The sequence below is a fragment of the Streptosporangium pseudovulgare genome (genome assembly GCF_014648055.1).
GTDB classification, from domain to species: domain Bacteria; phylum Actinomycetota; class Actinomycetes; order Streptosporangiales; family Streptosporangiaceae; genus Streptosporangium; species Streptosporangium pseudovulgare.
The window spans coordinates 20,985-46,269 of the sequence record NZ_BMQJ01000023.1 but is presented as its reverse complement, the minus strand read 5'-3'; the positions used below and the strand labels follow the sequence as shown (position 1 = coordinate 46,269).

At 71.5% G+C, this 25,285-nt stretch carries 26 protein-coding genes and 1 tRNA gene; 16 read left to right on the top strand and 11 right to left on the bottom strand.

Translation table 11 applies throughout. The features are described 5' to 3' along the window. Positions 1–442 precede the first annotated feature (442 nt). The 3 genes from IEZ10_RS32935 (at position 443) to IEZ10_RS32925 (ending at position 3,805) form a co-directional block, all read left to right on the top strand. A complete protein-coding gene (locus IEZ10_RS32935) occupies positions 443–1,522 on the top strand; it encodes a hypothetical protein (RefSeq protein WP_189250422.1) in 1,080 nt (359 codons plus the stop codon). 1,474 nt (positions 1,523–2,996) lie between these two features. After that, a complete protein-coding gene (locus IEZ10_RS32930) occupies positions 2,997–3,350 on the top strand; it encodes a hypothetical protein (protein ID WP_189250421.1) in 354 nt (117 codons plus the stop codon). A gap of 158 nt (positions 3,351–3,508) precedes the next feature. Next, a complete protein-coding gene (locus IEZ10_RS32925; RefSeq protein ID WP_189250420.1) occupies positions 3,509–3,805 on the top strand; it encodes a hypothetical protein in 297 nt (98 codons plus the stop codon). Positions 3,806–3,818: 13 nt separating this feature from the next. Here IEZ10_RS32925 and IEZ10_RS32920 read toward each other — a convergent pair whose 3' ends face one another. Beyond that, positions 3,819–4,268 carry a carboxymuconolactone decarboxylase family protein gene (locus IEZ10_RS32920; protein ID WP_189250419.1) on the bottom strand — a complete coding sequence of 150 codons (450 nt, stop codon included), beginning with the start codon at positions 4,266–4,268 and terminating at the stop codon, positions 3,819–3,821. 83 nt (positions 4,269–4,351) lie between these two features. On the opposite strand from IEZ10_RS32920, the gene IEZ10_RS32915 reads away from it, so the two are divergent. Next, on the top strand, positions 4,352–5,230 hold the full coding sequence (locus IEZ10_RS32915; protein WP_189250418.1) for a sigma-70 family RNA polymerase sigma factor: 879 nt from the start codon (positions 4,352–4,354) through the stop codon (positions 5,228–5,230). A gap of 208 nt (positions 5,231–5,438) precedes the next feature. Here the strand turns inward: IEZ10_RS32915 and IEZ10_RS32910 are convergent. After that, a tRNA-Ser gene (locus IEZ10_RS32910) sits at positions 5,439–5,528 on the bottom strand. A 381-nt stretch (positions 5,529–5,909) separates the two neighbouring features. Continuing rightward, positions 5,910–6,470 (bottom strand): YceI family protein, encoded by a 561-nt coding sequence (locus IEZ10_RS32905; protein WP_189250417.1) that lies wholly within the window; start codon positions 6,468–6,470, stop codon positions 5,910–5,912. A 101-nt stretch (positions 6,471–6,571) separates the two neighbouring features. Between IEZ10_RS32905 and IEZ10_RS32900 the strand changes: the two genes are divergently transcribed. After that, entirely contained in the window at positions 6,572–7,048 is a 477-nt protein-coding gene (locus IEZ10_RS32900; protein WP_229811886.1) for a MarR family winged helix-turn-helix transcriptional regulator, read from the top strand. Positions 7,049–7,148: 100 nt separating this feature from the next. Here IEZ10_RS32900 and IEZ10_RS32895 read toward each other — a convergent pair whose 3' ends face one another. Continuing rightward, positions 7,149–7,667 carry a SigE family RNA polymerase sigma factor gene (locus IEZ10_RS32895; RefSeq protein ID WP_229811885.1) on the bottom strand — a complete coding sequence of 173 codons (519 nt, stop codon included), beginning with the start codon at positions 7,665–7,667 and terminating at the stop codon, positions 7,149–7,151. A 285-nt stretch (positions 7,668–7,952) separates the two neighbouring features. On the opposite strand from IEZ10_RS32895, the gene IEZ10_RS32890 reads away from it, so the two are divergent. Next, on the top strand, positions 7,953–8,915 hold the full coding sequence (locus tag IEZ10_RS32890; RefSeq protein WP_229811884.1) for a hypothetical protein: 963 nt from the start codon (positions 7,953–7,955) through the stop codon (positions 8,913–8,915). A 7-nt stretch (positions 8,916–8,922) separates the two neighbouring features. After that, positions 8,923–9,777 carry a MauE/DoxX family redox-associated membrane protein gene (locus IEZ10_RS32885; protein WP_189250416.1) on the top strand — a complete coding sequence of 285 codons (855 nt, stop codon included), beginning with the start codon at positions 8,923–8,925 and terminating at the stop codon, positions 9,775–9,777. Between the two features lie 115 nt (positions 9,778–9,892). Here IEZ10_RS32885 and IEZ10_RS32880 read toward each other — a convergent pair whose 3' ends face one another. Then, a complete protein-coding gene (locus IEZ10_RS32880) occupies positions 9,893–11,074 on the bottom strand; it encodes an ATP-binding protein (protein WP_189250415.1) in 1,182 nt (393 codons plus the stop codon). Between the two features lie 430 nt (positions 11,075–11,504). Between IEZ10_RS32880 and IEZ10_RS32875 the strand changes: the two genes are divergently transcribed. The 3 genes from IEZ10_RS32875 (at position 11,505) to IEZ10_RS32865 (ending at position 13,946) form a co-directional block, all read left to right on the top strand. Next, positions 11,505–12,338 (top strand): M15 family metallopeptidase, encoded by an 834-nt coding sequence (locus IEZ10_RS32875; RefSeq protein WP_229811883.1) that lies wholly within the window; start codon positions 11,505–11,507, stop codon positions 12,336–12,338. Positions 12,339–12,524: 186 nt separating this feature from the next. Next, positions 12,525–12,947: a MarR family winged helix-turn-helix transcriptional regulator gene (locus IEZ10_RS32870; RefSeq protein WP_229811882.1), complete on the top strand. Its 423-nt coding sequence runs from the start codon at positions 12,525–12,527 to the stop codon at positions 12,945–12,947. Positions 12,948–13,082: 135 nt separating this feature from the next. Beyond that, complete coding sequence (locus tag IEZ10_RS32865; RefSeq protein ID WP_189250414.1) at positions 13,083–13,946, top strand: NUDIX hydrolase; 864 nt, start codon at positions 13,083–13,085, stop codon at positions 13,944–13,946. Positions 13,947–14,105: 159 nt separating this feature from the next. Here the strand turns inward: IEZ10_RS32865 and IEZ10_RS32860 are convergent, their stop codons facing one another. Both IEZ10_RS32860 and IEZ10_RS32855 read right to left on the bottom strand, forming a co-directional pair. Then, complete coding sequence (locus IEZ10_RS32860) at positions 14,106–14,975, bottom strand: PrsW family glutamic-type intramembrane protease (RefSeq protein WP_189250413.1); 870 nt, start codon at positions 14,973–14,975, stop codon at positions 14,106–14,108. 52 nt (positions 14,976–15,027) lie between these two features. Further along, entirely contained in the window at positions 15,028–15,609 is a 582-nt protein-coding gene (locus IEZ10_RS32855; RefSeq protein ID WP_189250412.1) for a cadmium resistance transporter, read from the bottom strand. A gap of 205 nt (positions 15,610–15,814) precedes the next feature. On the opposite strand from IEZ10_RS32855, the gene IEZ10_RS32850 reads away from it, so the two are divergent. The 3 genes from IEZ10_RS32850 (at position 15,815) to IEZ10_RS32840 (ending at position 17,745) form a co-directional block, all read left to right on the top strand. Next, positions 15,815–16,828, top strand: a complete 1,014-nt coding sequence (locus IEZ10_RS32850; protein ID WP_189250411.1) for a hypothetical protein — start codon at positions 15,815–15,817, stop codon at positions 16,826–16,828. Between the two features lie 105 nt (positions 16,829–16,933). After that, positions 16,934–17,356 carry a hypothetical protein gene (locus IEZ10_RS32845; RefSeq protein ID WP_189250410.1) on the top strand — a complete coding sequence of 141 codons (423 nt, stop codon included), beginning with the start codon at positions 16,934–16,936 and terminating at the stop codon, positions 17,354–17,356. A gap of 2 nt (positions 17,357–17,358) precedes the next feature. Next, entirely contained in the window at positions 17,359–17,745 is a 387-nt protein-coding gene (locus IEZ10_RS32840; RefSeq protein ID WP_179821193.1) for a hypothetical protein, read from the top strand. A gap of 101 nt (positions 17,746–17,846) precedes the next feature. Here IEZ10_RS32840 and IEZ10_RS32835 read toward each other — a convergent pair whose 3' ends face one another. Then, complete coding sequence (locus IEZ10_RS32835; RefSeq protein ID WP_189250409.1) at positions 17,847–19,238, bottom strand: hypothetical protein; 1,392 nt, start codon at positions 19,236–19,238, stop codon at positions 17,847–17,849. Positions 19,239–20,045: 807 nt separating this feature from the next. Between IEZ10_RS32835 and IEZ10_RS32830 the strand changes: the two genes are divergently transcribed. Further along, positions 20,046–20,528, top strand: coding sequence for a hypothetical protein (locus IEZ10_RS32830; RefSeq protein ID WP_229811881.1), 483 nt, complete (start codon positions 20,046–20,048; stop codon positions 20,526–20,528). 84 nt (positions 20,529–20,612) lie between these two features. Here the strand turns inward: IEZ10_RS32830 and IEZ10_RS32825 are convergent, their stop codons facing one another. Continuing rightward, on the bottom strand, positions 20,613–21,563 hold the full coding sequence (locus IEZ10_RS32825) for a hypothetical protein (RefSeq protein WP_189250408.1): 951 nt from the start codon (positions 21,561–21,563) through the stop codon (positions 20,613–20,615). 411 nt (positions 21,564–21,974) lie between these two features. Here IEZ10_RS32825 and IEZ10_RS32820 point away from each other — a divergent pair, with 411 nt between their 5' ends. Next, complete coding sequence (locus tag IEZ10_RS32820; protein ID WP_189250407.1) at positions 21,975–22,553, top strand: hypothetical protein; 579 nt, start codon at positions 21,975–21,977, stop codon at positions 22,551–22,553. Positions 22,554–22,731: 178 nt separating this feature from the next. Continuing rightward, on the top strand, positions 22,732–23,049 hold the full coding sequence (locus IEZ10_RS32815; RefSeq protein WP_189250406.1) for a hypothetical protein: 318 nt from the start codon (positions 22,732–22,734) through the stop codon (positions 23,047–23,049). Positions 23,050–23,135: 86 nt separating this feature from the next. On the opposite strand, the gene ptsP is transcribed toward IEZ10_RS32815, so the two are convergent. Both ptsP and IEZ10_RS32805 read right to left on the bottom strand, forming a co-directional pair. Continuing rightward, positions 23,136–24,803 carry a phosphoenolpyruvate--protein phosphotransferase gene (gene ptsP, locus IEZ10_RS32810; RefSeq protein WP_229811880.1) on the bottom strand — a complete coding sequence of 556 codons (1,668 nt, stop codon included), beginning with the start codon at positions 24,801–24,803 and terminating at the stop codon, positions 23,136–23,138. A gap of 151 nt (positions 24,804–24,954) precedes the next feature. After that, positions 24,955–25,239: an HPr family phosphocarrier protein gene (locus IEZ10_RS32805; protein ID WP_189250404.1), complete on the bottom strand. Its 285-nt coding sequence runs from the start codon at positions 25,237–25,239 to the stop codon at positions 24,955–24,957. Positions 25,240–25,285 lie beyond the last annotated feature (46 nt).

Sequence of the window (25,285 nt, the reverse complement as noted above, 5' to 3'; positions counted from 1 at the left end):
TCCGCGGCCCTCCGCGTGCCGTCGGGAGGATCCGAACCGGGCATGGCTTCGTACCCGGTTCGGGTTGTTCTGCGAACATCACGGGAACGCGGGAACGGAAGAAGAAATCCCGAAAAGGCGATCAACGGCTGAACGTTCCGAAGAGCGGTGTCAGCATGGAAAGGCCACTCGGTTCCCCATTGCGCGATGACGGACGGGGAGGCCGGGCGGCTTTTCCTGCCGATGTGACACGCGTTTAACGTTCATCATCTGAATCAACACCCTGTCGTGCCTGCCGTCGGGTATCTCCTGACCAGCGCCGCTCTCGCGGCCCGGAACGGACCTGATTTCCGATACGCCACGAACGACATGGGATGAAATGATATCGAGTAACAGCAGATACGGCCCGGAGAACGGATACGGCGGTCATGCCCGGGCCCGGGCCTGGGCCGTCGCGGCGGCGGTGACCGTTCTTCAACTGGCGACTCCGCTCCCCACTCCGGCGCAGGCCGCGACCGGAACGAGCCGGGCCGTCACGACGGGGGACGCCGGGACCACCACGGTTCACCGGACGGCCCGCGGCACGGGAACCGTCATCACCGAGGACGCCGGAGACACCGAATCCGCCGGGGTGACCGGCTTCACCGGAGCCGACGGAGCGGCCGGGGTCATGGGAACCGGTACGGTCTCGGGCGACGGCTCCTGGACGCCCGGGGACACGGAAACCGGCACGGACAGGGACGCGGAAGCCGCGTTGGCCCAGGTCATGAGAACCATCACGACCGGGGGCGCGGAGAGCACGGCCGGGGACATGGAAACCGTCATGACCCGGGACGCGGGAAGCACGGCCGGGGACACGGCGGTCGTCACGACCGAGGGAGCCCAGGACCTCGCCCTGGACTACCTCACCGAGCTCGCCGGGGACCGGGCGGAGGCCGACGGGGATTCGACGGAGGCTTCGGAGACCGCGGCCCACGGCTCGGGCCAGGCCGCCGCGCGGCCGTTCCCCGGCGGCGGGGCGGCCTTCGCCAGAGAGATCTGCCGCGGTCGGAAGGGATACGTCTTCAGGGACGGCAGGTGCCGGCGCGCGGCGATGAGATCGGGAGGATCCCAGGGGCAGCCCGTCCCGCCCAGACCTCCGGGACGACCGAGCCTCCAGGGTCCGCCCGGGCCCCAGGGCCCGCCCGGTGTCCCCGGCCCGCCGGGCCGGATCGGGCCTCAGGGACTGAGCGCGAGCGTCGCCATGACGTTCCAGGGCAGCATCGCCTTCGTGGGCGCCCCCCGGAGCGACGGGGCGTTGCTGATCCGGGACCCGCGGACGACCCCTCGCTGGTTCGACCTCTCGTCCGTGCCCGGCTATCCGGGCGGCGTGGTCGGCCTCGCCATGGCGAGCCTGGGGAACGACATCCACCTGACGGTGCGGAACACGAACGGCAAACTCGCCTACACCTCGTGTGTCGTGCAGCCCACCCCGGGGACGCCGGGAAACCCCCGGTGGCCGGAGAACTGCATCCCGTTCATCGACCTGACCCCGCCGGACTGAGCGACACCGCCGCCCGGCGCCGGGTCCTCGCTCGTACGGCCCGGCCCCGGGTCCGCGGACGCCTGTACTCGGCCCCGGGTCTGTGGCCGTCCGCGCTCGGTGCCGGGTCTGTGCCCGTCCGCGCTCGGTCCCGGGCTGTACGGCCGTGAGGCCCCGGGGCCCGCGCCGCGTGTCCGGTGAAGGCAGGGTCGGGCCGGCCCGGGGGTCGGGCCGGCCCGGGGGTCGGGCCGGCCCGGGGGTCGGGCCGGCCCGGGGGTCCGCCCGGTGGAGGCATCCACCGGGCGGACCTCAGCGCCGCCGTACAGCAGTGAACACTGGAATATACGACTCTTCCCCCATAACCCGTGTAATTTCTGAAAACAGTGACCAGCGGGTTATACACCGGAATTGCAGTGATGTCGTCAGATCGGCGCGGCCGCCGGACATCAGTCGACAGAAATCCCTGCTCTTTTCCTGGAAATATCAGGAAAAGAGCAGCGGAGTGGTGGACCGGTGCAGATTACCGACAGACCGCCTGAAGCTTTGTTTACCCTCGCCGAACCGTTCCAATATGGCTTACACCTATTTTCTGGGTATCTGCCGAACAGTGCCGCCCGTTGTGGCACTGAGAGATACACCCCTCCAGAATTGGAACGGCATGGAAAATAGAGGATTTTCTCAGAAGAAAAGGCGTATGCCGGTTTCCTCCCCTCGCGGGCGTCTCATGGGTCTGGCTCTCGCCGCGACGGCGGGCGTCCTCACGGTGGCGTCGAACCAGGCACCCGCGAACGCCTACGGAGGCCCTCCGATATCCGACAACGCCGAGAAGGGCATCGTCCCGCACGTCCGGCACGTCTCCGCGGGGCCACGCGTCTGCGCCTGCCCCAGGGGCTGCCGGGGGTGCCGGAGAGGATTCGGGTGCGGGGGTCACCGCGGATGCCGTGGACCGCGCGGCTTCCGGGGCCCGGCAGGTCCGGTGGGCCCACGGGGCCTGGACGGCAGACCCGGAGAGTCGATCGTCGGCCCCCCTGGACCGCCCGGACCGCCCGGACCGCCCGGACCTGCCGGACCTGCCGGACCTGCCGGACCTGCCGGACTTAAAGGATCCGCGGGGCCCGCCGGGCCTGCCGGACCCGCTGGACCCGCTGGACCGGTTGGACTCACCGGGCTCACCGGGCCTGCCGGACCCGCCGGACCGCAGGGACCAGCCGGTCCGGTCGGGCCCGCCGGCGTACCGGCCGCTCTCGGTCCAGGGCAAGGACCACGGGGACCCGCAGGTCCTCCCGGGCCTCAGGGACCCGCCGGGCCTCGGGGTCCAGCCGGACCTGCGGGGCCTGCGGGACCGCGGGGGCCTGTCGGGCTCGATGCTCCCCCGGGAGTACCGGACGCGGGCTGCACGCCGAACCTCACCAGCTCCATATCCGCCGCTTACTGCCAGATGACGGGCGTCCCGGAAGGCGTCGTGTGGCTCGCCGAGCGTCCACGGTCATTCCCGATGTCCATCAGCCCGGTCTGCGGATACGGCGCCGTCGGGTTCATCGAGTACCCCAGCGCCACCTGCCTGCACACCGGCGGCGGTTCCTTCGGCCAGGCCGGCGCGACGGGTTCCTTCGGCACAGCCGTCTACTCGGGCACGACCGGTACGGCCACCTACCCCGGCACGACCGCCTACCCCGGCACGACCGGCACGGCCATCTACTCCGGAACGACCGGCACGACCGGTGCGGCCGTCATCAAGGGGCGTTCCGGCGCCTGGCGTCCTTCGGCCATCACGTGCCGGGAGGCCGCCGTCCCGATGGCGAGTGCCGCGACGGTCTGCTGCGTGACCGTCGCCATCGCGCCCTGCTAGCAGAGTCCGTTCCGTGGGGACCGGGAGCGTCTCGCGGGCTTCCGGCCCCCACGGTCCGGCCCGACCCGGTGGGCCGGCGGTGAAAGCGGAGGGGTCCGGTCTCCCGGAAACGGCCCGGGTCCGGCCGTCACCGCCGGCATGAGATCGGTTCAGATCCTTTGACGGCTGCGAAGGGCTGGACCATGCGCGGTGAGCACACCTCTCTCTGGCGGACGGGTCTTCGCGGCTTCCTGGCGGGCGCCATCGGGGGCTTCCCGGTCGGCGCTCTCGTGCTGTGGTTGCATGAGAACGGCCTATGGCCGCCGAGCACCATCTCCGACTGGCAGGACGTCAACGCCACCGCGTTGATGCTCGGCTGGATCAACTGTCTTTCCGCGATCTTCACCGAGTACCGGCGCCGGAACAGGCTCTCCGTCCGTCCGCCGGTTCGGGAGCCGCGGGCTCCGGATGGGTGACGTCCCGCCCGGCTCACCAGGTCTTGCCGGCCTGCTCCCGGATCGTGCGGTTGATCCGATTGAAGAAATTGGTCAGCGCGATCTCCAGGTTGATCGCGGCCAGCTGCTCCTCGTTGAAGTGCGCGGCGGCGGCGTCCCAGATCTCGTCGGTCACGCCCGGCGCGCCGTCCTGGATCCGGGTGGCGGCCTCGGCCAGTGCGAGCGCCGCCCGCTCCGTCTCGGTGAAGAAGGGCGTCTCGCGCCAGGCGACCACGTTGTGCAGTCGCTCGTCGGTCTCTCCGTGATTCTTGGCCGACGCGACCCCGGCGAAGACGCACGGGCTGCAGCCGTTGATCTGGCTGATCCGCAGGTGGACCAGATCAAGCACGAGCGGGTCGACGCCACCGGCGTGGATCGCCTTGTGGAGGTGCTGGATCGCCGTCATCACGTCGGCGTTCGCCCGGCTCTTCATGCGTGCTTCCATCGGCCTTGCTCCTTCATCGGTTACCTGTGCCCGTCCGGGCCCGTCATCCCCTATGACGGAGTGGATCCGAGGGAGGTAACAACATGTCCGGCATCGACCCGGCGGACTCGGTGGACGAGGCGTTCGAGGCCCAGCGCGACCGGTTGCGCGCGGTCGCCCACCGCATGCTCGGATCGCACGCCGACGCCGAGGACGTGGTCCAGGAGGCCTGGCTACGGCTCCGCCGGCAGGACACGGCGACCACCCACAACCTCACCGGCTGGCTGACCACGGTGGTCGGCCGGATCAGTCTCGACATCCTGCGATCGCGCCAGGCCCGCTCTGAGGCGTCCTACGACGACCGGTTGCCCGGACTCGTCGTGACGGCCGACGACGGTCCCGCGCCGGAGGAGGACGTGGCGCTGGCCGACTCGGTCGGGCTCGCGCTCCTGGTCGTCCTGGAGTCGCTCCGGCCGAGCGAGCGGCTGGCGTTCGTACTGCACGACCTGTTCGCGGTGCCGTTCGACGAGATCGGCCGGATCCTCGGAAAGTCCGCCGACGCCGCCAAGATGCTCGCCAGCCGCGCCCGCAGGAAGGTACGGGGAACCGGGCGCCCGGCAGCCGCCGGGCGGAAGCAGCGCGAGGTGGTCCAGGCATTCCTGGCGGCGGCTCACAACGGCGACTTCGAGGCGTTGCTGCGCGTGCTCGACCCCGAGGTGAGGCTGACCGTCGACACCCCCGGCGGTGTGGTCGTCGTCCTCGGCGCCACCGAGGTCGCCGCCGGCGCGCGGCTGCGTCAGCGGTCGACCGCGCGCGGGCGGACGGTGCTCGTCAACGGCCTTCCCGGGATGGTGACCTGGCGCGAGGACGGCGCCCCCCTGTCGGTCATCGCGTTCACCGTCGTCGACGACCGGATCACCGACATCATGGCCGTGGCCGATCCGGCCAGGCTCGCGTCGATGAATCTGCCGGATCCGGAGTGAGTCACCGCCGAGACGGTCACCACGGGCGGGCGGGTGGCGGGACCGCATGAGGTCGCGGCGATGGGGGCTCCTTCGTCTGCGCGGAGCCGTCCTGTGGATCCGGAGCGACGGCACCGACGTGACCCATCGAACGGCCCACCGACGTCCGCCGGCCCCGTACATGCGCGAAGGCCCCTCTCGTGGATGTCACGAGAGGGGCCTTTACCTGCGGAGGCTCGGGGATTTGAACCCCGGATGGGCTGTAGACCCAAACCGCATTAGCAGTGCGGCGCCATAGACCTGACTAGGCGAAGCCTCCTGGTTGCCGTGTGGCTCAGAACAGCGTACCGGCCATCAGGCAGTGCGGCAAAGCGGTTGGCGGGCGAGCCTCCGGAAAGGCTCGGGTCCGCGAAAGATCCGCGAAGGATCCGCGAAATATCCGTGAAAGGGGAGCCGCCGGAGTTCCGGCGGAAGGCATGTCGACGAGGTCGTCCACAGCTGTGGAAAACTTGATCCACAGCTGTGGACAGAAGAATGAATTCCCAGCTCAGCGCGGTCACGGGCTTGGGGATTCGCTCGGCGGAACGAGGCGTCCCGGAGGGTGGGCGCGGCGCGCCCCTCCTCGGAGGGGCCCGACGGACGCGGCTCCCCTCCCCGGGAGAAGCCCGGCGGGCGGGATCGGGCGTCCCGCCCGGGCGGGTCAGGCCGGGTTGGCCTCGCCCTCGATCTCGATCTTGACCTTCCGGCCGATCAGGACGCCGCCGGTCTCCAGGGCCTGGTTCCAGGTGAGGCCGAACTCCTCGCGGTCGATCTCGGTCGAGATGGAGAAGCCCCACACGGCCTGGCCCCACGGGTTGGTGCCGGCGCCGCCGTACTCGACGGTGAGCTCGACCTCCTTGGTGACGTCGCGGATCGTGAGGTCGCCGACGAGGGTGAACTCGTCGCCGGAGTGGCCGGCCACCCGGGTGCTGCGGAAGGTGACCTCGGGGTACTTCTCGGCCTCCAGGAAGTCACCGCTGCGCAGGTGGCCGTCGCGGTCGGCGTTGCCGGTGTTGATGCTCGCGGCCTGGATCGTGAGCTCGGCCGACGACTCCAGGGGGTTCTCGGCGACAATGACCTTGCCGGCGAAGTCGGTGAAGTTGCCCCGGGTCTTGCTGACCATCATGTGCTTCACGACGAAGCCGACACGGGTGTGCGCGGCGTCGAGGACGAAGGTGCCGGCCGCGGGGAGCTGCAGCCCTTCCCAGGTCCGAGTGCTCATGATCTACTCCCGAATGACTCTTGCTGCGCGGATGTTTGCTTCAGCATATTTGTATAGGAGGAATATTCACTGCGTCAACTACCGTCGGATACAGTGAGGGAGTGATCCCCTTTGACGACTCCCGCCTCACCGCCATGGGCCTCCTCGCCGAGGTCTACGGCGGACTGGCGGCGAAGACCCGGTCGACCTTCGCGGCGGCGGGGCTGTCGGACATCGACTTCGAGACACTCCTCCGGCTGGCCCGCTCACCCGGCGGACGCCTGCGCATGAGCGACCTCGCGGCCCAGACGAGCCTCTCCACCAGCGGCATGACCAGGGTCGTCGACCGGTTGGAACGTGACGGCCTGGTCGCCCGGCAGGCGTGCCCGGAGGACCGCCGGGCCTCCTACGCCGCGATCACCGACGCGGGCGCGGAACGGCTCGCCACCGTCGTCCCGCGACACCTGGACGACATCGAGACCTGGTTCACCGGCCTCCTGCCCCCTGCCCGACTCGACGCCTTCCTGGACGCGCTCAGGGTCATCCGCGACGCCGTACGGCCCTGCGCCACGGCGGGCGTGGAGGACCACACCAGATAACCGCCCCACCGCACGGACCTCCCCGCACGGTCCCCGGCGGAGCCGTACAGGCCGTACACGCTCCGGCCGTACGGCGAAGCCGCCGGCGCCGTCCGCGACGTCAGGACCGCGGCCCGAACCGGCGCTGCTCGGGGATCGTGAGGTCGCCGCGGAGCTTGGCCATCGCGCGCGAGACCGTGCTCTTCACCGTGCCGATGCTGATCCCCAGGGTCTCGGCGATCTCCGGTTCGGTCATGTCCTCGTAGTAGCGCAGCATGATCGCCGCACGCATCCGGGTCGGCAGCCGGTCGAGGGCCTGCTCCACCCGTTCGGGCAGCGGCGCGCGGACGCCCGCGAGGGCCGGCTCGGGGACGTCCTCCGACGGGTACTCCTCCAGCTTGCGCCGACGCCACCAGGAGATGTTGATGTTGACCATCGCCCGCCGCACGTAGCCGTCCAGGGCGGCGCGGTCCTGGATGCGGTCCCAGGCCAGGTAGGTCTGGGCGAGGGCCGCCTGGAGCAGGTCCTCGGCGTCGCTGTGGTGGCCGGTCAGGTGACGGGCGGCGCGCAGCAGCGCGGGACCGCGAGCAACGACGTACTCGCGGAACTCCTCGTGGTTCCCGCCGGTCACCGCGATCACCAGCCTGCGGTCAGGGTGCTGTAGTCGCCAGAATCGCAGCCCCGGCCCCCGATCCGGCTGAACCGGAACCCATATTTCATACGGTCAACGGCAAAAATCGAGCCCGGCGGGAACTGTGGCGCACCCGTGCGCCGTGCTCGGTTTCGCCCCGTTACGGGGGGTAACGCATTGCATCGAGGATGGGAATTTTGATACCTCGTCGGAGTCCTGTCGGCTCCGGTGGCCGAAGTCGGCGTCCGGTCACCGGCGGTCGTGTGAGGCTAGCTCCGGAGACATCACCGGAGCATGGGAGTGCCGATGCCGTACCGCAGCGTTGACCGCCGCCGGATCCTGGCGGCGGCGGCGCTTGGCCGGAGCCTCGACGAGCCGGGTCCCGCCCATGACGAGGGCGGTGCCTTCCAGGCGGTCACCGGCGAGCTCCTGGACGTCAGCCCGCACCTGATCCTCATCGAGACCCCCGAAGGACGCCACGAGCGGCTCGTCATCGCGCCGTGGGCGACCGCCTGGCGCGGCGAGAACGTCGCCCCGGCGGACCTGCCACGGGGCGCCAACGTCATCATCAGGGCGTTGCGGTCCGGCCGGGTCGTGGACCGGATCTGGGCGGACATCACCCGGATCACCGGGGTGATCCGGTCCATCGGAGCCGAGGGCCGGGACCAGACCGTGGAGCTGTACTGCGGGCCGCACCGCGGACACCGCACGATCGTCGTGCCCTACGGCGCCTCCGGCCGGCTCCGTGTCCGGCACCCGAAGTTCGAGCCGGGCTATCTCTTCGACGCCATCGGCGTGCGGGAGGACGGCGTGGCCAAGGCCCGGCTGCCGGCGACCTCGCAGCCGCCCTACCGGTGGACGGCGGTGCCCAAGCCGCCGCCCGGCTACGGCGGCACGCAGTCGCGGATCTCCGGCACCGCCACCTGGTCGGACGCCTTCGACTACGCCGAGCGGGGCGCGGCCTATCCCATGCTGGAGCGTTCCGACGCCGACTGCCAGGACGCCGGGGTGTCGTGCACCGGGCTGCCCTACCTGGCGCTGGGCTCGACGCTCACCGTGCGCAACGTGTGCGCCGGCCGTACCTCGACCCTGCCGCTGGCGGCGTGCGGCTGCATGGCCGGGAGGTTCTGCGACCGGTGCCTGGAGTGCGGCACCTCGCCGCGCGGCCGGATCGTGGAGCTGTCGGCCACCTCCTTCGTGGAGCTCGGCGGCGACCTGACCAAGGGGTGCTTCAACGCGCGGATCGGACCGGGGTGACGCCGTGATGACGTGGACGCTGACGATGATCGCCGTGGCGCAGCTGCCGGTGCTGTGCGTTCTGCTGGCGGCGGGCGCGCTCGCCAAGGTGTGGACGGCCAGGGGTGACGCCGAGCCGGGCGCGCTGGGCAGGCTCGGGCCGGCGGTGCTGGTGCCCGACCGCTGGCGGGCGTCCGCCATGCTCGTCTGCGCGGCCGGGGAGGCGGCCCTGCTGGCCGGCCTGCTGGCGAGCGGGCATCCGGCGTTCCGCTGGGCGACGGCCGGGTTCTTCGCGATGTCCACCTACGTCCTGTGGGAACTGCGGCGGCAGCGCCCCGACGTGGGATGCGGCTGTTTCGGCGAGGTCAGTGCCGCGCCGGTGGGGCTGCGCTCGCTGGGCCGGACGACGGTGCTGACGGCCATGGCCGCCGGGACCGTCTGGGCCCCGCCGGTCTCCGGCTGGTCACTGCTGACCGCCATGACGTGGCCGGACGCACTGGCCGCGGCCGGGGGGCTGGTGGTGCTGGCCGCGCTGTCTCCCGAGATCGAGGAGGCGGCGGCCCGGATCCGGCACCGGGCCCCCTGCGAGCAGCGGCCGATGCCCCCGGAGCAGGCGCTCCACCGGCTGCGGGCCAGCCCGGTCTGGCGGGCCCACGAGCGGCTGCTGGCCTCCGGCGAACCGGTCGACAGCTGGCGGGAGCTGTGCTGGCGGTTCTTCGTCTATCCGGGGCGCAGCCGTACGGACGAGCCGGTGGACGTGGTCTTCGCGGTCTATCTGAGCGGGCGGCACCCGGCGGTGCGGGTGGCGCTGGTGGACGCCGCCGGGCAGCCGGTCGACGCCGGCACTCTGACGGAATCTATCCCCGTATCGGCTCGCGGCTAGAGAACCCTAGATTTCTCTAGGGCGCGGTCGATGGAGGTCTATACGGCTCTCTAGCTTCCCCACTAGAGAGCCGTATAGGGGTCTAGGACCCGCCTTCAGTATATCGAACACATGTTCAGACGGGCTGGGAACGCAGGAACTTTCCGAAATGTGGCACGGTGAAGGCGATCAGGCCGCGCTCGGCGCTGTAGATCAGGCCCTTCTTGATGAGGCTGTCGCGGGCGGGCGAGAGGCTGGACGGCTTGCGGCCCAGGCCCTCGGCGACCTCGGCCGTGGCGACCGGCTCGTCGCCGATGGCGGCCATCGCGTGCATGTAGTCGCGCTCGGCGGGAGTGGCGCGTTCGTACCGGCTGCCGAAGAAGCCGACCGCGAGCTCCGCCTCGGCCTCCGGCGCGGAGACCTTGATGTCGTCGGCGGTGATCGGGCTGCGCAGCGCCACGTCCCAGGCGACCTTGCCGTACGCCTGGACGAAGTAGGGGTAGCCGTCGGCCGCCTCGTAGAGGGCGTCGAGCGCCTCCTGGGTGAACTCCACCCCCTCCTCCTCGGCGGGGGCGATGAGCGCCTGGTCGGCCGCCTGACGGTCGAGCCGGTCGATCCGGGCGTAGCGGAAGAGCCGCTCGGAGTAACTCTTGCTGGCCGACAGCACGCTGGGCAGGTGCGGCAGGCCGGCGCCGACCACGATCAGCGGACCGCCGCTCTGGGAGAGCTCGTGGCAGGCCACGCAGAGCGCCGAGACGTCCGGCGACTGGACGTCCTGCATCTCGTCGATGAGCAGGGCGATGCCGACGCCCAGGTCGGTGGCGACCCCGGCGGCGTCGACGAACAGCTCGGTGAGGTCGATCTCCAGGTCACCGGAGTCGGCCCGGCCGCGGGCGGCGGGCACGTCGATCCCGGGCGACCAGTGCGAGGTGCCCTTGGCCGCGGTCGGGTCGCGCATCGCGAACGCCTTGAGCACACCGAGGAACTCCTCGATGCGCTCGGGAGCGCGGTGCCGGGGCGCCAGCTCCCGGATCGCCAGGTGCAGGGCGGCGGCCACCGGGCGCCTGATCGACTGGTCGGGCCGGGCCTCGATCTTCCCGGTGCCCCACAGCCGCTGCATGGCCATCGACTTGAAGGTGTTGAGGAGGACGGTCTTGCCGACGCCGCGCAGGCCGGTGATGACCATGCTGCGCTCCGGGCGGCCGCGGGCCACCCGCTCCAGGACGATCTCGAACTGCTGCAGCTCACGGTCGCGCCCGGCGAGCTCTGGGGGGCGCTGCCCCGCACCGGGGGCGTAGGGATTGCGCACGGGGTCCACGCTCTCGGACTTTATGACGGGATATAGCGGCCGACGTAGATTTCCGTAGAAAGCGTTACGGCGTGTCGCGCGGCGGCGGACGACGGGCCGCCGGATCGGGGTGCGGATCACCGGCGGCGTCGCGAGCATGGCCATGACGCACCCCTCCCACCTGGGCGGAGGCCACCCGAGCGGCCGTCCGAACCCGTGTTCGATCCAGTGCCTCCGACTGTAGCGTCCCTTCGAACACAGGAACGAGGTTTTCCACGGAAAGGCTCGGCCAAGAAGTACGGCGGCCCGCCCGGACACCCGGAACCGGACTCCGCCGCAAGCACGGCGAACTCGCCCGAAGTCCCGTGACCGGACCCCGCCACGGCGGCCGCTCATCTCTTGTAGCAGGCTGGCTACATCGGGAACCTCGCCGTCTCAACCTCGATACGGGGGCGATCAGATGCCAACCACCCGGCCCGCCGTCCGCGCCCGGGCGACGGGCGCCATCCGAGTCCGGGCGGCCGTCACCGTGGCCGCCGGCTGCCTCCTGGCGGCCTCGTGCGGCGTGTCCGACGCGCCGCCGCCGTCGGGTTCCCCGACGTCAGGGTCGCCGTCCACCACGCCCGAGCGGGTCGCCGCGACCCCGACCCCGGCTTCGAGCGCGACCCCGGGCGAGAGCGCCCAGGCGAGCGAGAGCCCCGCGGCGAGCCCGAGCCCGACCGGTCCGCCGGAGTTCTCGGCGAAGGTCTCGAAGGTGGCCCGCGACCAGCTCCCCTACTCCTGGCGGCCCGGCTGCCCGGTCCCGGTCGGCGACCTGCGGATGGTCACGATGACCCACTGGGGCTTCGACGGCAAGCCGCACACCGGCAGGCTCGTGGTGAACAAGAGCGTCACGGACGACGTCGTCACGGTCTTCAAGCGCCTGTACGGCTGGCGGTGGCCGATCTACAAGATGGTGCCCGTCGACGTCTACAAGGGCGACGACTACGACTCGATCGACGCCGGCAACACCTCGGCCTTCAACTGCCGCGCGGCGACCGGGTCTAGCAACTGGTCCCAGCACGCCTACGGCAGGGCCATCGACCTCAACCCGCGCGAGAACCCCTACGTGTACGCGAACGGCTCGGTGGCGCACAAGAACGCCCGTAAGTTCGCCAAGCGCCCACTGGACGAGCCCGGGGTGATCAACCCGGGTGACAAGGTGGTCAAGGCGTTCCAGAAGCTCGGCTGGGAGTGGGGCGGTTACTGGAGCGGCCCCAAGGACCTCCAGCACTTCAGCAAGGGCGGCGGCTGAGACGGTCCCAGCCGGGTGGGGCCCCCGGTGGCGCTGGTCGCCGACGCGAGGGCCGCCTCGGAGACGGCCGCGATGAGCAGGCGGATCCGGGCCGTGCCGTACTCGCCTCCTCGCATATTTGCTTGTGCATGCATATTCTGTGCATACATGTAGGGTGGGCGTCAACACCGAGGAGGGAGCCGCCCCATGATGATCGACGACGACATGTGGATCGGAGTGGTGCGGCTGCACGCGCGGGTGGAGCACGAGCTGTCCACCGCGCTCCAGCGCCACGGACTGGGCCTGTCCGAGTACCGGGCGCTGTGCCACCTGTCCACCGCGCACGACGGCGAGCTGCGCATGCAGGAGCTGGCCGACCTGCTCGGGTTGAACCAGAGCTCGGTCACCCGGCTCGTCGGACGGCTGGAGGCCGTCGGGTTCACCCGGCGCAGCCTGTGCGCCAAGGACAGGCGCGGGGTCTACACGGTGATCACCGAGGAGGGCCGGTCACGCAAGGAGATGGCGAGCGGCACGTACGTGGAGACGCTGACCGCCGCACTCGACCGGGCCTCCGCCGACGGGCTCGGCCTCACGGTCGCCGCCCTGCGCGACGCCGTACAACCCGTGTGACGCCGCGCGTGGCCGTACGGTTCGCGTGACGCCGTCCGGCCGGCCCGGCCCGCACCCTGACACGTCCCGGGTGACCCGGCCCCGGTCCCGGACCGGCGCGGTGAGCACCCCCTCACCTGGGGCATCATGGGAGCCATGGCTGCTGGTGACGGCGACGGATGGGCCCGGTGCGACCTCGGCCACCGTCACTGGGGCCTGCACCACGCGGCCGGCCTGCTCGCCGTCCATCACGACGACGACGGGATGCCCCGGATCCTGATGCAGAAGCGCGCCGCGTGGAGCCACCAGGGCGGCACCTGGGCGCTGCCCGGCGGAGCCCTCGACAGCCACGAGGATCCCGTCCGGGGCGCGCTCCGCGAGGCTCGCGAGGAGGCCGGCCTGGACGGCGGCGACCTCCGCGTCCAGGGCATATACCTCGACGACCACGGCGCCTGGTCCTTCGCGACCGTCATCGCCGAGGCCGCCGGACTGCTGGAGGCGTTCCCCGCCGACAGCGAGAGCGTCGCGCTGCGCTGGTTCACCCCCGAGACGATCCCCGCCGGGAACCTGCATCCCGGCTTCGCCGCGACCTGGCCCGTGATCAGCCGGGCGCTCGCCCCGCTCACGGTCGTCCTCGACGTCGCCAACATCGTCGGCGCCCGCGCCGAGCACGGCTGGTGGAGGGACCGCGCCGGGGCCGCCGCCAGGCTGGTCTCGGAGGTCGCCACGCTCGGCACGTGCGGCGTGCGGGACGTGCCCTCGCCCCTGCCCGCCCTGGAGCGGTGGTTCCCCCGCTTCACCATGGTCGTCGAGGGAGCCGCCCGCGGCGTCGCGCCCGTTCCCGGGGTCTCGGTCGTCGCCGCCCCGGGGAGCGGCGACGACGCCATCGTGCGGGCCGTACGGGAGGTTCCCGGCTGGCAGCGCGTCCTGGTCGTCACCGCCGACCGGGGGCTGCGCGAGCGCGTCACCGCGGAGGGCGCCCTGGTCACCGGCCCCCGGTGGCTGCTGTCCCGGCTCTGAGCAGGCTCTGAGCCGGCACGGCGCGGCCGGACGCGCCGGCGCTCCGACCGGCGTACGGCGCGACGGGACGGGACCCACGATGCTCCGACCGGCGTACGGCGCGACGGGACCCGCGACGTTCCGCCCGGTGTACGGCGCGGCCGGACGCCGGTGGCGCGGTCAGGCGGGCCGGCCCGGTGGCGCCCCGGCCGGAGGCTGCAGGCCGGGCGGCGCCGTGATCCGTACGGCGAGCGCCGCGGCGCCGCCCGGCACCCGCGGCGACAGATCGCCGGTGGCCCGGTGGAACAGCCAGTAGCTCACCGCCGCCACGACCGGGAAGAGCAGCCGGACGGACACCGGGACGTCGAGGACGAGCAGGCCGTCGTTGATCGAGTGCAGCGTCGCGGCGACCGTGAACGCGCAGACGATGGTGACCGTGACGACGACCCGCCCCGCGAGGTGCCAGACCTCGAAGGCGATCGCGCACACCATCCCGGTCCAGACGAGGTGCCCGAAGGGGGTGGTGAGCCCGCGGGTGAACAGCACCATGCCCGCCCCGACGGCGCTGTCCTTGTCGACGTTCTTCCAGGCGTAGGACATGGACTCCATGACGGCGAAGCCGGTCGCGCACGACAGGCCCAGCGCCACCCCGGCCGCCTTGGTGAGGTGGCGGCCGGTGAGTGCGAGCGCGAGGATCGGGACGAGCTTGGCCGGCTCCTCGATCCAGCCGACCCGCAGGATGTCCAGGCTCGCGCCGTCGGGGATCAGAAGGGAGTCGAAGTATCCGCCGAGCAGCAGGGCGACGCCTCCCCCGAACAGGAACATTCCCACCAGCGTGACTCCCGGGACGCTGGTGCCGATTCCGGTCCGGTCGTGGACGGCGACGAGAAGGGCCATCGGTCCCGCGGCGGCGCCGTAGAAAAAGGCGGCGGGCCTGACCGCGTGGTTGCCGACCGCTTCCATCATGATGATGAGCGCGGCCGACAGGGCCGTCATGGCGAGCCACACCTTGAACCAACGGTGCCGGTAGAACCGCAAATGCTGTCGCATGTGAAGTAATTCCCCGAGAGGAATGTCCTAAATTCGGATGATTAGTCCATTTTTAGGGAATTATGGACTGTGCCACGATGACCGCGCCGATCACCATGAAGACCACCGGCACGAGCCACCTGCCCGACCGCTCCACCAGGGCGATGACCCTCCGGTGCGACCCGAGCCACGACGCCGCCGCGCACCAGACCGCCACCAGGACCGCGAACACGGCGACGGTGACGGCGACGGCGCCCGGCCCGATCGTCCGGAACAGCGGGGCGTAGACCGAGATGTTGTCGGCGCCGTTGGCGACGGTCACCCCGGCGACCGCGAACGGGCCGGAGGCGATCGGCTCGGGCTCGCCGTCGTCACCGCCCTTCCCGAACAACCCGGCGAACCCCCGGACCCCCATGCCGAACGGCACCAGCCCGAGCAGCCCCACCCACCGGTCGGGCACCACGGCGAGACCGAGCGCCGCCACCGCGGAGACCGCGACCAGCGCGGCGATGCCGGCGTACTGGCCCGCGACGATGTGCCGGGGACGGAGCGCGCCTCCCGCCCGGGACGTCAGGAACAGCACCGTCAGGATGACGATGTCGTCGATGTTGGTCCCCGCGAAGACGGCCGCGGCCGTGCCGATCGTCTCACCCACCGGCGCATTATCCAGCCCGCCGCGGTCCGCCCGCTGGCCCGTTCGCCGGTTTTCACCCGGTTTCCGGGACGGATGACCGGGACGGGAGAGCTGTTTCCGGGCAGGAGTGGGAAACAAAGGAGCCGGTGAGCGCCCATGGTCAGCCGCGGGCGCCGGGCGTTACGATCACGTCCGTCCGCTTTCCCCGCCCCTCCGGAGATCTCACGTGGGCTACCCGCCGCGGTACGGCCGGCCCTCGGACGAGACGGCCCGGGGACTGGCGGTGATCGCGCTCCTGGCGGTCGGCCTGGTCATCGGCGCCGTCGTCACCCTGGTGACGGTGCTCGACCCGCCCGCCCCGATGCGGAGCGCCTCGGCCACCGGTGGGGCCGCGCACTCCGAGGAGGAGGTCCGCCGGAGCGTCCAGCCCGTTCTCGACGCCTATTCCAGCGGCTCCTACGGCGACTTCTGGGATCTGTGGAGCACCGATGCCAAGGGGCTGATCAGCCGCGAGGACTACATCCGGCTGTTCCAGCTGTGCCCGCAGCTCACGGACGACGCCACGTCCACCGGCGCCTCGCCCGCCGATCCCTCCGCCGCCGGCCCCTCCGCCGATCCCTCGTCCACCGGCCTGCCGTCCGGCGGCGCCGCGTTCACCATCGCCTCCGTCACGGTCCACGGCGACGACGCCACGGTCCAGGCGATCCGGTCCGGCACCGCGACGGGCTTCGGGTTCCGCTTCGAGGAGGGCTCGTGGCGGTACGCGCCGTCACCGGAGGAGCTGGAGGAGTACCGGACGAAGACGGCCGACCAGATGGCGCAGGAGCGGCGGGGCGCGGGACTGTGCGGCGCCGCCGTACCGGATCCGGCGGGCCCGTCTTCGGGCCCCGCGTCCGGTCCCTCCCCGGACCCGGCGGATCCGTCCGCCGACCCTTCCTCGAATCCGGCGGACCCTTCTTCCGGACCTTCCTCGAACGGCCCCTCTTCGGACCCGGCGGGCCCCTCACCCGGCCCTTCCTCGAAGGGCCCCTTCCCGGATCCGGCGGATCCGTCCAGTGGGCGAACCGGCCCGACCTCGGACCCGGCCACGTCCACCCCGGCGTCCGGCGTCACTCCGGACGTCTTCACCCCGGCGCCTGACCCCTCTTCGTCACCGGCGGGCTCCGTTCGGGACCCGGAGCGGGATCCGGCCGCGCCGTCATCCGATCCCACCTCCGCGCCGCCCGCGCAGGAATCCTGACACCCTGCCGGGGCGTCCGGCTCTGTCCCTTTTGTCGTGGCGGCCGGCCAACGGGCCGGAAGGAGAGTGCTGCCATCAGGAGATTTCACAGCTAATGTCAGATGTATGGCCCATCCCCTACCGGACTGGCGAAACGGCAAAAGCCCCGATACGCCAAAACCCGACGACCAGGATGTAACCATGCAGGAGTCGCAGCCCGTTCCCCTGTGGCTGGCACATCTTCACCACAGAAAGGTGCAACAAAGAGTAATTCCCCCAGACCCCGACACCTCTATCACGATAGAGCTGGACAAAGCAGCCTATGAGGCGCTTTCACATAAAGCACGGACGACCGGCAGCAGGATCTCAGACGTGGTCAACGCCGCCCTGCAGCGCGAGATCGGCAACAAGCCGCAGGTGATCACGCTGATGCAGCGCTGGAACCTCCACCGCGATGATCTCGACCGGGCCGCCGACGCCCTCGGTGTCGAGCAGCTGACCGAGACCGAGTGGGGACAGATCGGTATCCGGCGAGTACGGAGGAGCTGATCATGCTGCCTGGACGCGTCCTCGACGTCAGCGCCCTGATCGACATCGCGGTGGCGAAGACCGAGTACTCGCGGAGCATCGCCGCCATGTGCCTGTTCCGCGGCGGCGGGATATGCATCCCCGCCACCAGCCTCGCGGCCGTGCTGTCGATCTCCCCGATATCCACCCAGGTCGAGCTGTTCGAGCTGGTCACGACACCCGGCGTGGTGGTCGACGACTTCACCTACGGGAAGGTGGGCGACATCGCGGAGATCCTCGACGGTTCGCGGGACATCACCGCCGGGCACGCCGTCTGGTGCGCCCGGAACACCAAGTGGCCCATCCTGACCGACCGCGGCGGGGAGCTCTCCCAGTACGACCAGCACATCGCGATCGACCCCCTGCCCTGAGGCGCATCGATCCCCCGCCCCTGAGGCGGGTACGGCACGGCACCGGCGCCACCGGCACCCCTCCGCCGTGCCACCGCGCCGTCACGGCGGGCCGTCGTACCTCAGCCGACCTTCCCCAGGACCGCGTCGTAGGGGATCCTCTGCTCTCCCGTCAGGTCGAGCTCCGTGGCGTCGCCGGAAGCGACCTCCACCGTGTACAGCCGTTCCACGTACTCGTCCTCGAACTCCTCCTCGTCGGTCTCGTAGTAGTGCCGCACCTTCACCAACGCCGAACCGGAGTCGTACCAGCCCTCGACGCTCTCCACCACATCGCCCTCGTACAACTCCGGCCTTGTCCTGTGCAGGATCCGTCCCGTCCCGACATCCATCGTCACGAGGAACCCGGGGTGGTCTTCCGCCTCGGAGGACGGCCTGGTCAGCAGCGCGATGGAACGGCCGTCCCGGGACAGGGCCGTCCCCGCCTCGATCAGGTCCGGGTCCAACCGGAAGCCGGGGGACGCCTTTCCCGTCGCCGGCTGTACGACCACGCTGGTCAGCGACGTGTGTCCCGGCACGCGGGTGGCGTTCCGGGTTCGGGCCAGCACCGTCCCGCCGTCGTCGCGCACGCCCAGGACGCAACAGCTCTCGTGCAGGCGGCGTGTCCGGCCGGTTCGGGTGTCGAGCACCGCTGCTTCGGCCACGCCCCGCCGGTTGGCGAAGCTCACCGCGAACCACCTGCCGTTCGCGGAGGGGGTGATCGTGGCACCGTACCCCTTTGCGGCCGGGTCCGATCCGACATCGATGGTCTGCTTCGTGCCGGCGCGCAGGTCGTGGACCACGAACCGCTTCCGCTTCGTGCTGAGGTAGGCGAGCCGCCGCCCGTCCCGGCTGACGGCGAGCGGCCACCGTCCCCCGCTGGGCGCGAAGTCGTTGGCGGCGTCCGGGACCCTCCGTTCCTTCCCGGAGGCGGTGACCACCCGCCACTGCGCGCAAGGGGCGTTCCTGCCCGCTTGCCGGGACACGCACTGTCCCGGGTAGGCGTAGTGCACCGGTTCGCCGAACCCGCCGGAGAGCGCCTTCGGCGACGGTGGCTCGGACGGATCCTCGCCGGGGTGCCCGTACTCGTCGAACACGTCGTTTTCGTCGTACTCGTAGGGGTCCGCACCCGTCCCGTCCAGCATCTCCTGAACCTGCTGGGCTTGCCGGACCCGCTCGGCCAGGGTGTCGGCGACCCGGCCGATGGGCAGGACGACCGCGGTGACCGCGGCGATGACCCCGACGGTGACCAGCGTCCGCCGCCTGGTGCGGCGCAGCCGCATGCCCTTCTCGACCCGCCAGGTCAGCACGACGTCGGGCAGTTCGCCCGCCAGCTCCGACAGCGCGTGCCGCAGCACGTCGTCCTCGCCCGGCGTCACCGTGGAGTACGTCGGCCACTCGGACCGGTCGGGCGGCTCGGACGGTCCGGGCCGGTCGGGCTCCGGCGGGGCCCATGATCCGGTCTGCGACGCGGGCATCGGCTCCGGCGCCGCCCATGGCCCGGACCCCGGCCCAGACTCCCGCTCTTGCTCAGGCTCCGGCTCTTGCTCCTGAGCCGGACCGGCCACCGGCGGCGGAACATGAGCGGAAGCCGTCGGTGAAGCCTGCTCGGAAGCCGGTGCCGACGGTGACGAGGCCATGAACTCCGGGAGGCGAGGCCGGAGTTCGGAGAGCGCGGCGGCGATCTCCATGGAGAGCGTTCCGGGATCCCATTCGATCAGCCGGGCCGCCTGCCACTCGGACGTCGCCGTATGGAAACGCGCCACGATCGCCGCGCGATGTCTTGGGGTGAGCGCACCCAGCGTGTCACGCGTCCCGCTTCCACCCGGGTACGGCTTTGCCGAGGTGCTCAGGAAATCCTGGAAAAGGCGAGTGAACGCGGATTCGACCGGACCCTGCCAGCGCAGTTGCGGCCACGATCCCGCGACCCTGACGAGAGCCCGTACGGCCAGCCGACGGGCGCCATCCGGATCACCGCAGAGCAGGTAGGCGGTGCGCGCCAACCCTGGTCCCTGGTCACCAACGAACTCCTTGAATCCGGATAAGTCCTTCACCGTCCCGCCTTTCGCCAACGGCAACAGTAAAAGATCTTGATAGTTTCCGCTGACATTTTCTGAACTTCCTTTTTCTCACTGTTCTCTGCGCCGTTCCTCCACGGAGCGGCTGCGGTGGACGCCGGTGAAGGCTTCGGGGATTCCCTGCGACAGCTCGCCGCGCCGGACCGCTGGCATGATGTCCGGGCGACGCCGCCCACCGGGGAGACGGCGAGGAAGACGAGGTGCCGCGTGACCGGATCCGACGCGGTGATGGCCAGGATCGGTCAGGGGATCGAGCTGGGCCACCGAGGTGAGCGCGAAGCGGCCCGCCTGCTGTTCTCCGACCTGTGGGACGAGATCGGCGCGAGCGGTGATCCCATGCACCGATGCGCCCTCGCCCACTCGATGGCCGACGTCCAGGACGACGTGCGCGAGGAACTGCTCTGGGATCTGCGCGCCCTGGAGGCCGCGGACCTGATCACCGACGAACGGGCGCGGCAGGCCGGTGTCATCGGATCCGCGAGTGGCCTCTACCCTTCCCTGCATCTCAACCTGGCCGACGCCTACCACCGGCTCGGCGACCTCGGCCGTGCCCGCGACCACCTCGCTCGCGGCCGCGCCGCCGTGGGCGCACTCGGCGACGACGGCTACGGCCAGATGATCAGGCGGGGCCTCGACCGCCTCGCCGACCGCCTGGCGGCATCCGCCCCGGATGAGCCGCCGCGGCGGTGACGCCGGACGGCGGAGCCGTATGCTCCGGGACGGCCGGCGCGCCACGGCTCGCGCACCGCGGACGGGGACCGGCGCCGGAGCGGGTCACCCGTCGAGGACACCTCGGCGGCGCGACCGCAGTCCGATGCCCGCGGTGAGGGTCAGCAGGAAACCGGCCACCACGAACGTCCGCGCGTCGGGGCCGGCCTCACCGCCCCCTCCGGTCGCGGCCGCTCCGAACGGGGTCTCGTTCACCCCTCCGACCGGCTCCACCGCCTCCTCGGTCACGACCGCCGGTTCCGGGGTCTCCGGGTCGGAGTCCGCCGACTGGTCGACCGTGGTCACCGTGACGGTGGGGGTCGGTTCGGGCGTCGGATCCGGGGTCGGGGAGACCGGGGTGGAATCGGTCGGGTCCGGAGTCGACGTCGGGTCGGCCGGCTGCCCGTTCCCTGAAGCGACGGGGAGGGAGTAGGTCTTCAGGGCATCGGCGTTCAGGACCTTGCAGTGAATCAGCTGTTTGTCGGAATCGGTACCGAAGTTGATGGTGGCCGGCTTCACCGTCGCGGTGCCCGCGTTCCTCGGAGTGGTCCTCAGGGAGACCCACCCCTCCGGCAGCTGGAGGACCTGGCCCGCCCTGAGCGTGGCGAGGTCATCCGTCCCGGTGGCGGAGGTGAAATTCTCGATCCCGCTGATGGAGGCGTACGCGTACAGCCTGGTCCCGGCGGGCAACCCCACGGCGGGCACCCTCAGCACGCCGGTTTCGTCGGCGTAGGTTCCGCGCCACCGGATGGTCGTCTGCACATCCACCCTGGCGTCGGACGGCATCTCCATCTCGACCCTGACCCTGACGTCCTGCTTCTCACCGCTGGGAGTCACTTCGCACTGGTATGAGACGACGTCGGTGGCCAGGACCGCGGCCTGCCGTACCCCGGAGGCGGCCTGTCGTACTTCGGAGACCGTCTGCCGCGCCGCGGAGGCCGCGGCGTGCGCCGGTGGGCAGAGCAGGACCAGGCCGCCGGCCACGGCGACGGCCGAAAGAGCGGGACGGATGCGCAAGACATCTCCTGTCGTGACAGAGGGGCACAGGAGAGACGAGGCATGAGGACGTCCGGTTGACAGCGCCGAGCCCTTTTCATCCCATTGATATCGGCAGAGAAGTCCGAAAGATCCTTCGGGTGACCGTTCATCGGAATGCCGGAGGTAACTCCCACGGCGGACCCGCTGTCCCCCTGCGGGGGGACGACCCGGCGATGCGGCGCCGGACACCATGTGACCCGTCCGCGACGGCCCTTTCCGGCGCTCGCGGGCGGCACGGGGGGCTGAATCGGTGGCGGGAACGGGGATGGCGCACCGCCGATCGCGCATGCCGGGTTCCCACGTCCCGCGGCGATGGCGCGGACCGTGGGGACCCGGGCGCCCTCCGTCGTGCGCCGAACGACGACAGACCACCGAGCAAGAGGACATGAGATGCCCAAGAAGGTTCTGCCCACCGCGATGGCGGCGGCCGCGCTGACCGCCCTGACCGTGCTTCCCGCGGTCCCCGCAGCGGCGGCCGCCACCGCGGAGGTGACGATCCGCGTCGAGCGCTCGTACACCGAGACCGTGCAGGAATGGCGTGGCATCCCCTTCACCTGCCCGACCAACCAGGTGCTGACCGGCCGCATGCACACCGGTGACGAGAACGGCCCCACCACCTACTACTGCAGCTGGATCCTGGTCAACGGCGAGCAGGCCCAGGTGTTGCTCGGGGACTGGAACACCGGCCAGAAGGAGAAGCAGTCGAACTTCGTCGCCCCGCCCGACCAGGCCATCGCCGGCAGGTGGCACACCGGCGACGAGAACGGCATCACGAAGTACCGCACCGCCGCGATCTACTGGCAGGGCAGGCAGCTGCGGCTCACCTCCCCGGTGACGAGCAGCTGCGCGAAGGAGAGCAACTGCTACTCGGAGGCGGGCGCCGGCCGGGTCATGACCGGCCGCTCGCACACCGGTGACGAGAACGGCTCCACCTCCTACCGGTACTCCCTGGTCACGCTCGAAGGCTGAACACTTCCGCCCGCCCCGGAACCACCTTCCGCGGACTGATCCGCCGAGCCGGGGCGGCCGTACGGCCCGCCGCACACCGCCGGATCCGGGCGGGCGGGTGTGGCGGAGTCCGGACCGCGCCCTGTTCCCGCCGGTGAGGTGACGACCAGGGCGCCTGCCCGTATCGTCGGGATCAACGGTGGAGGAGCTGATCTCGATGGGCCTTGGCGCGACACAGTGGATCCTGCTGGGAGCCGGATGCCTCAACGCCACATTGGGGGTCCACTCGCTGGTGACCGGCCGGCTTCCCCGCCTGCTCTTCCGCCGGCACGCCGGCCCCGACCCTCGCCGTTACGGGTGGGGGCAACTGCTGATGTCGGTCTTCTCGTTCGCCATCGGGCTGAGCATGGGACTGACGGAAGTGTCGTACGAGCTCTCGGTCGCGGTGGTCCTCGTGGGGATCGGGGTTTTCGTCACGGGGATATGGCTGATGCTCCCGGCGGACCGGACCCTGTAGCCCATGGCCCCCGGTGGAAGGAACCGCGGTGCTCGATGCTCATCGGGAGACCCGTCCACCGGCGGCACAGGGCGGTCCGTCCACCGTCACCGTGGTCCGCCCGCGGCGACCGCCCGCCGGGCCCTCGCGGGATCATCGGCCTCCAGGGCGGTCCGGGCGTCGTTCCGGCAGCGCTCCAGGGAGCGGAGGGCCAGCGCGTCCCGGACCGGCGCGACGCTCGGCGCCGACATGGACAGGCTGGTGACGCCCAGCCCGACCAGCACGGGGGCCAGGAGGGGGTCGGCCGCGGCCTCCCCGCACACCCCGACGGGCTTGCCCGCCGCCCGCCCGGCCCGCGCGCACTCGGAGACCAGCCGCAGGAGCCCCGGCTGCCAGGGATCGAGCAGGTCGGCGAGCTCGCCGTGCTGGCGGTCCGCGGCGAAGGCGTACTGGCTGAGGTCGTTGGTGCCGATGCTGAGGAAGTCGAGCCGCTCCAGCAGGCGGTCCGCCCGGAGCGCGGCGGCCGGAACCTCGATCATCGCACCGACGCGGGTGATCCCCCGCGCCCGCGCCCGCGCGGCGAAGTCATCCGCCTCGGCCACCGTGGAGACCATCGGCGCCATCACCCACGGTTCCGCGTCGCTCCGCCGGGCCGCCTCGGCGATCGCGTCGAGCTGGGTGTCGAGTACGGCGGGCCGCCCGCGCGCGACACGCAGCCCCCGCACGCCCAGCGCGGGGTTGGGCTCCCGGCCCGCCCCGAGGAACGGCAGCGGCTTGTCCGACCCCGCGTCGAGCGTGCGGACGACGACCTTCCCGTCCGGGAAGGCCCGGAAGACCTCCTCGTACGCCGCGACCTGCTCGTCGAAGCCCGGGGCCTCCCTGCGGTCGAGAAAGAGGAACTCGGTGCGGAAGAGTCCCACCCCCTCGGCCTCCACCTCCGGCCTCAGGTCGGCGGCGGAACCGATGTTGAGCAGGAGCTCGACCGGGTGGCCGTCGGCGGTCCGGCCGGGGCCGCCGCTCGTGGCCCGCCGGAGGCGGTCGGCGGTGGCGCGCCGCCGGATCTCGGCGGCCTCCTCCTCCCCGATGCCGGTGCGGACCTCCCCGGTGGTGCCGTCGACCGACACCCAGGTTCCCTCGCCGATGCGCGTGGCGCCCGGGCAGGAGACCACGGCGGGCAGGCCGAGCGCGCGGGCGAGGATCGCGGTGTGGCTGGTCGGCCCGCCCCGCTCGGTGACCAGGGCGAGCACGGTGCCGGTGTCGAGCCCCGCCGTGTCGGCGGGGGCGAGGTCGTCGGCGACGAGGACGAACGGGTGGCCGGGATCGGGGACGCCCGGCACGGGCAGGCCCAGCACCTCGGCGACGGCCCGGTTCCGGATGTCGTCGAGGTCGGCGGCGCGCTCGGCGATCAGGCCGCCGGCCGCCAGCAGCGCCTCCCGGTAACCGGCGCAGGCGGCGTCGACGGCGTGGGCGGCGTCCATCCCCGCCGCGACGTTCCCCTCCACCGACTCCAGCAGGCCCGGATCCGCGGCGATGAACGACTGCGCCTCCAGGATCGCGCTCGCTGCCGGGTCGGACGCGGCCACGGACCGGGCCTCCAGCTCCGAGGCGACGGCCGCCAGCGCGCGCAGAGCCTCCCGGCGCTCCCGGTCGGGGTCGCCGCCCCGGACCGGGGTGGGGAGCGGGGGCGGGCCCGCCATCCGGAAGGCCCGGCCCGCGGCCCGTCCGGGACCGACGCCCAGCCCGCGCAGCGTCCCGGTGACCGGCCCGCCTGTCACCGCCGTACTGATCACCGGCCCGCCCGGCGCCGCAGTACCGGTCCCGGCCGCTGTTCCGGGGTTTGTCCCGATCTCGGGCGCCGTACCGGTCCCGGTCGTGTTTCCGGGGGACGGCGCCGTCTCAGGTACGGGTACGGGCGCGGCCGTCGGCTCAGACATCCGGCGTCTCCTCGGCGTCGAGGTCGCGGGAGAGGAGCCCGGCCAGGGAGTCGAGCGCGGCGTCCGCGCCCGGCCCCTCGGCCTCCAGCACGACCTCGGCACCGTGTTCCGCCCCGAGCGCCATCACGGCGAGCATGCTGTTGGCGGGGACGGACCTGCCCGCGCCGAGCCGGATCCGCACCGGCACCCCCTGCGCCGCCGCGGCCTGGACGAAGAGTTTGGCGGGCCGGGCGTGCAGACCCGTGCGCGAGGCGATGACGACTGTCCTTTCCGGCACTGTCCGGACTTCCTCTCTGGCGGGGGGCGGGAATGGTGGTGCGGGC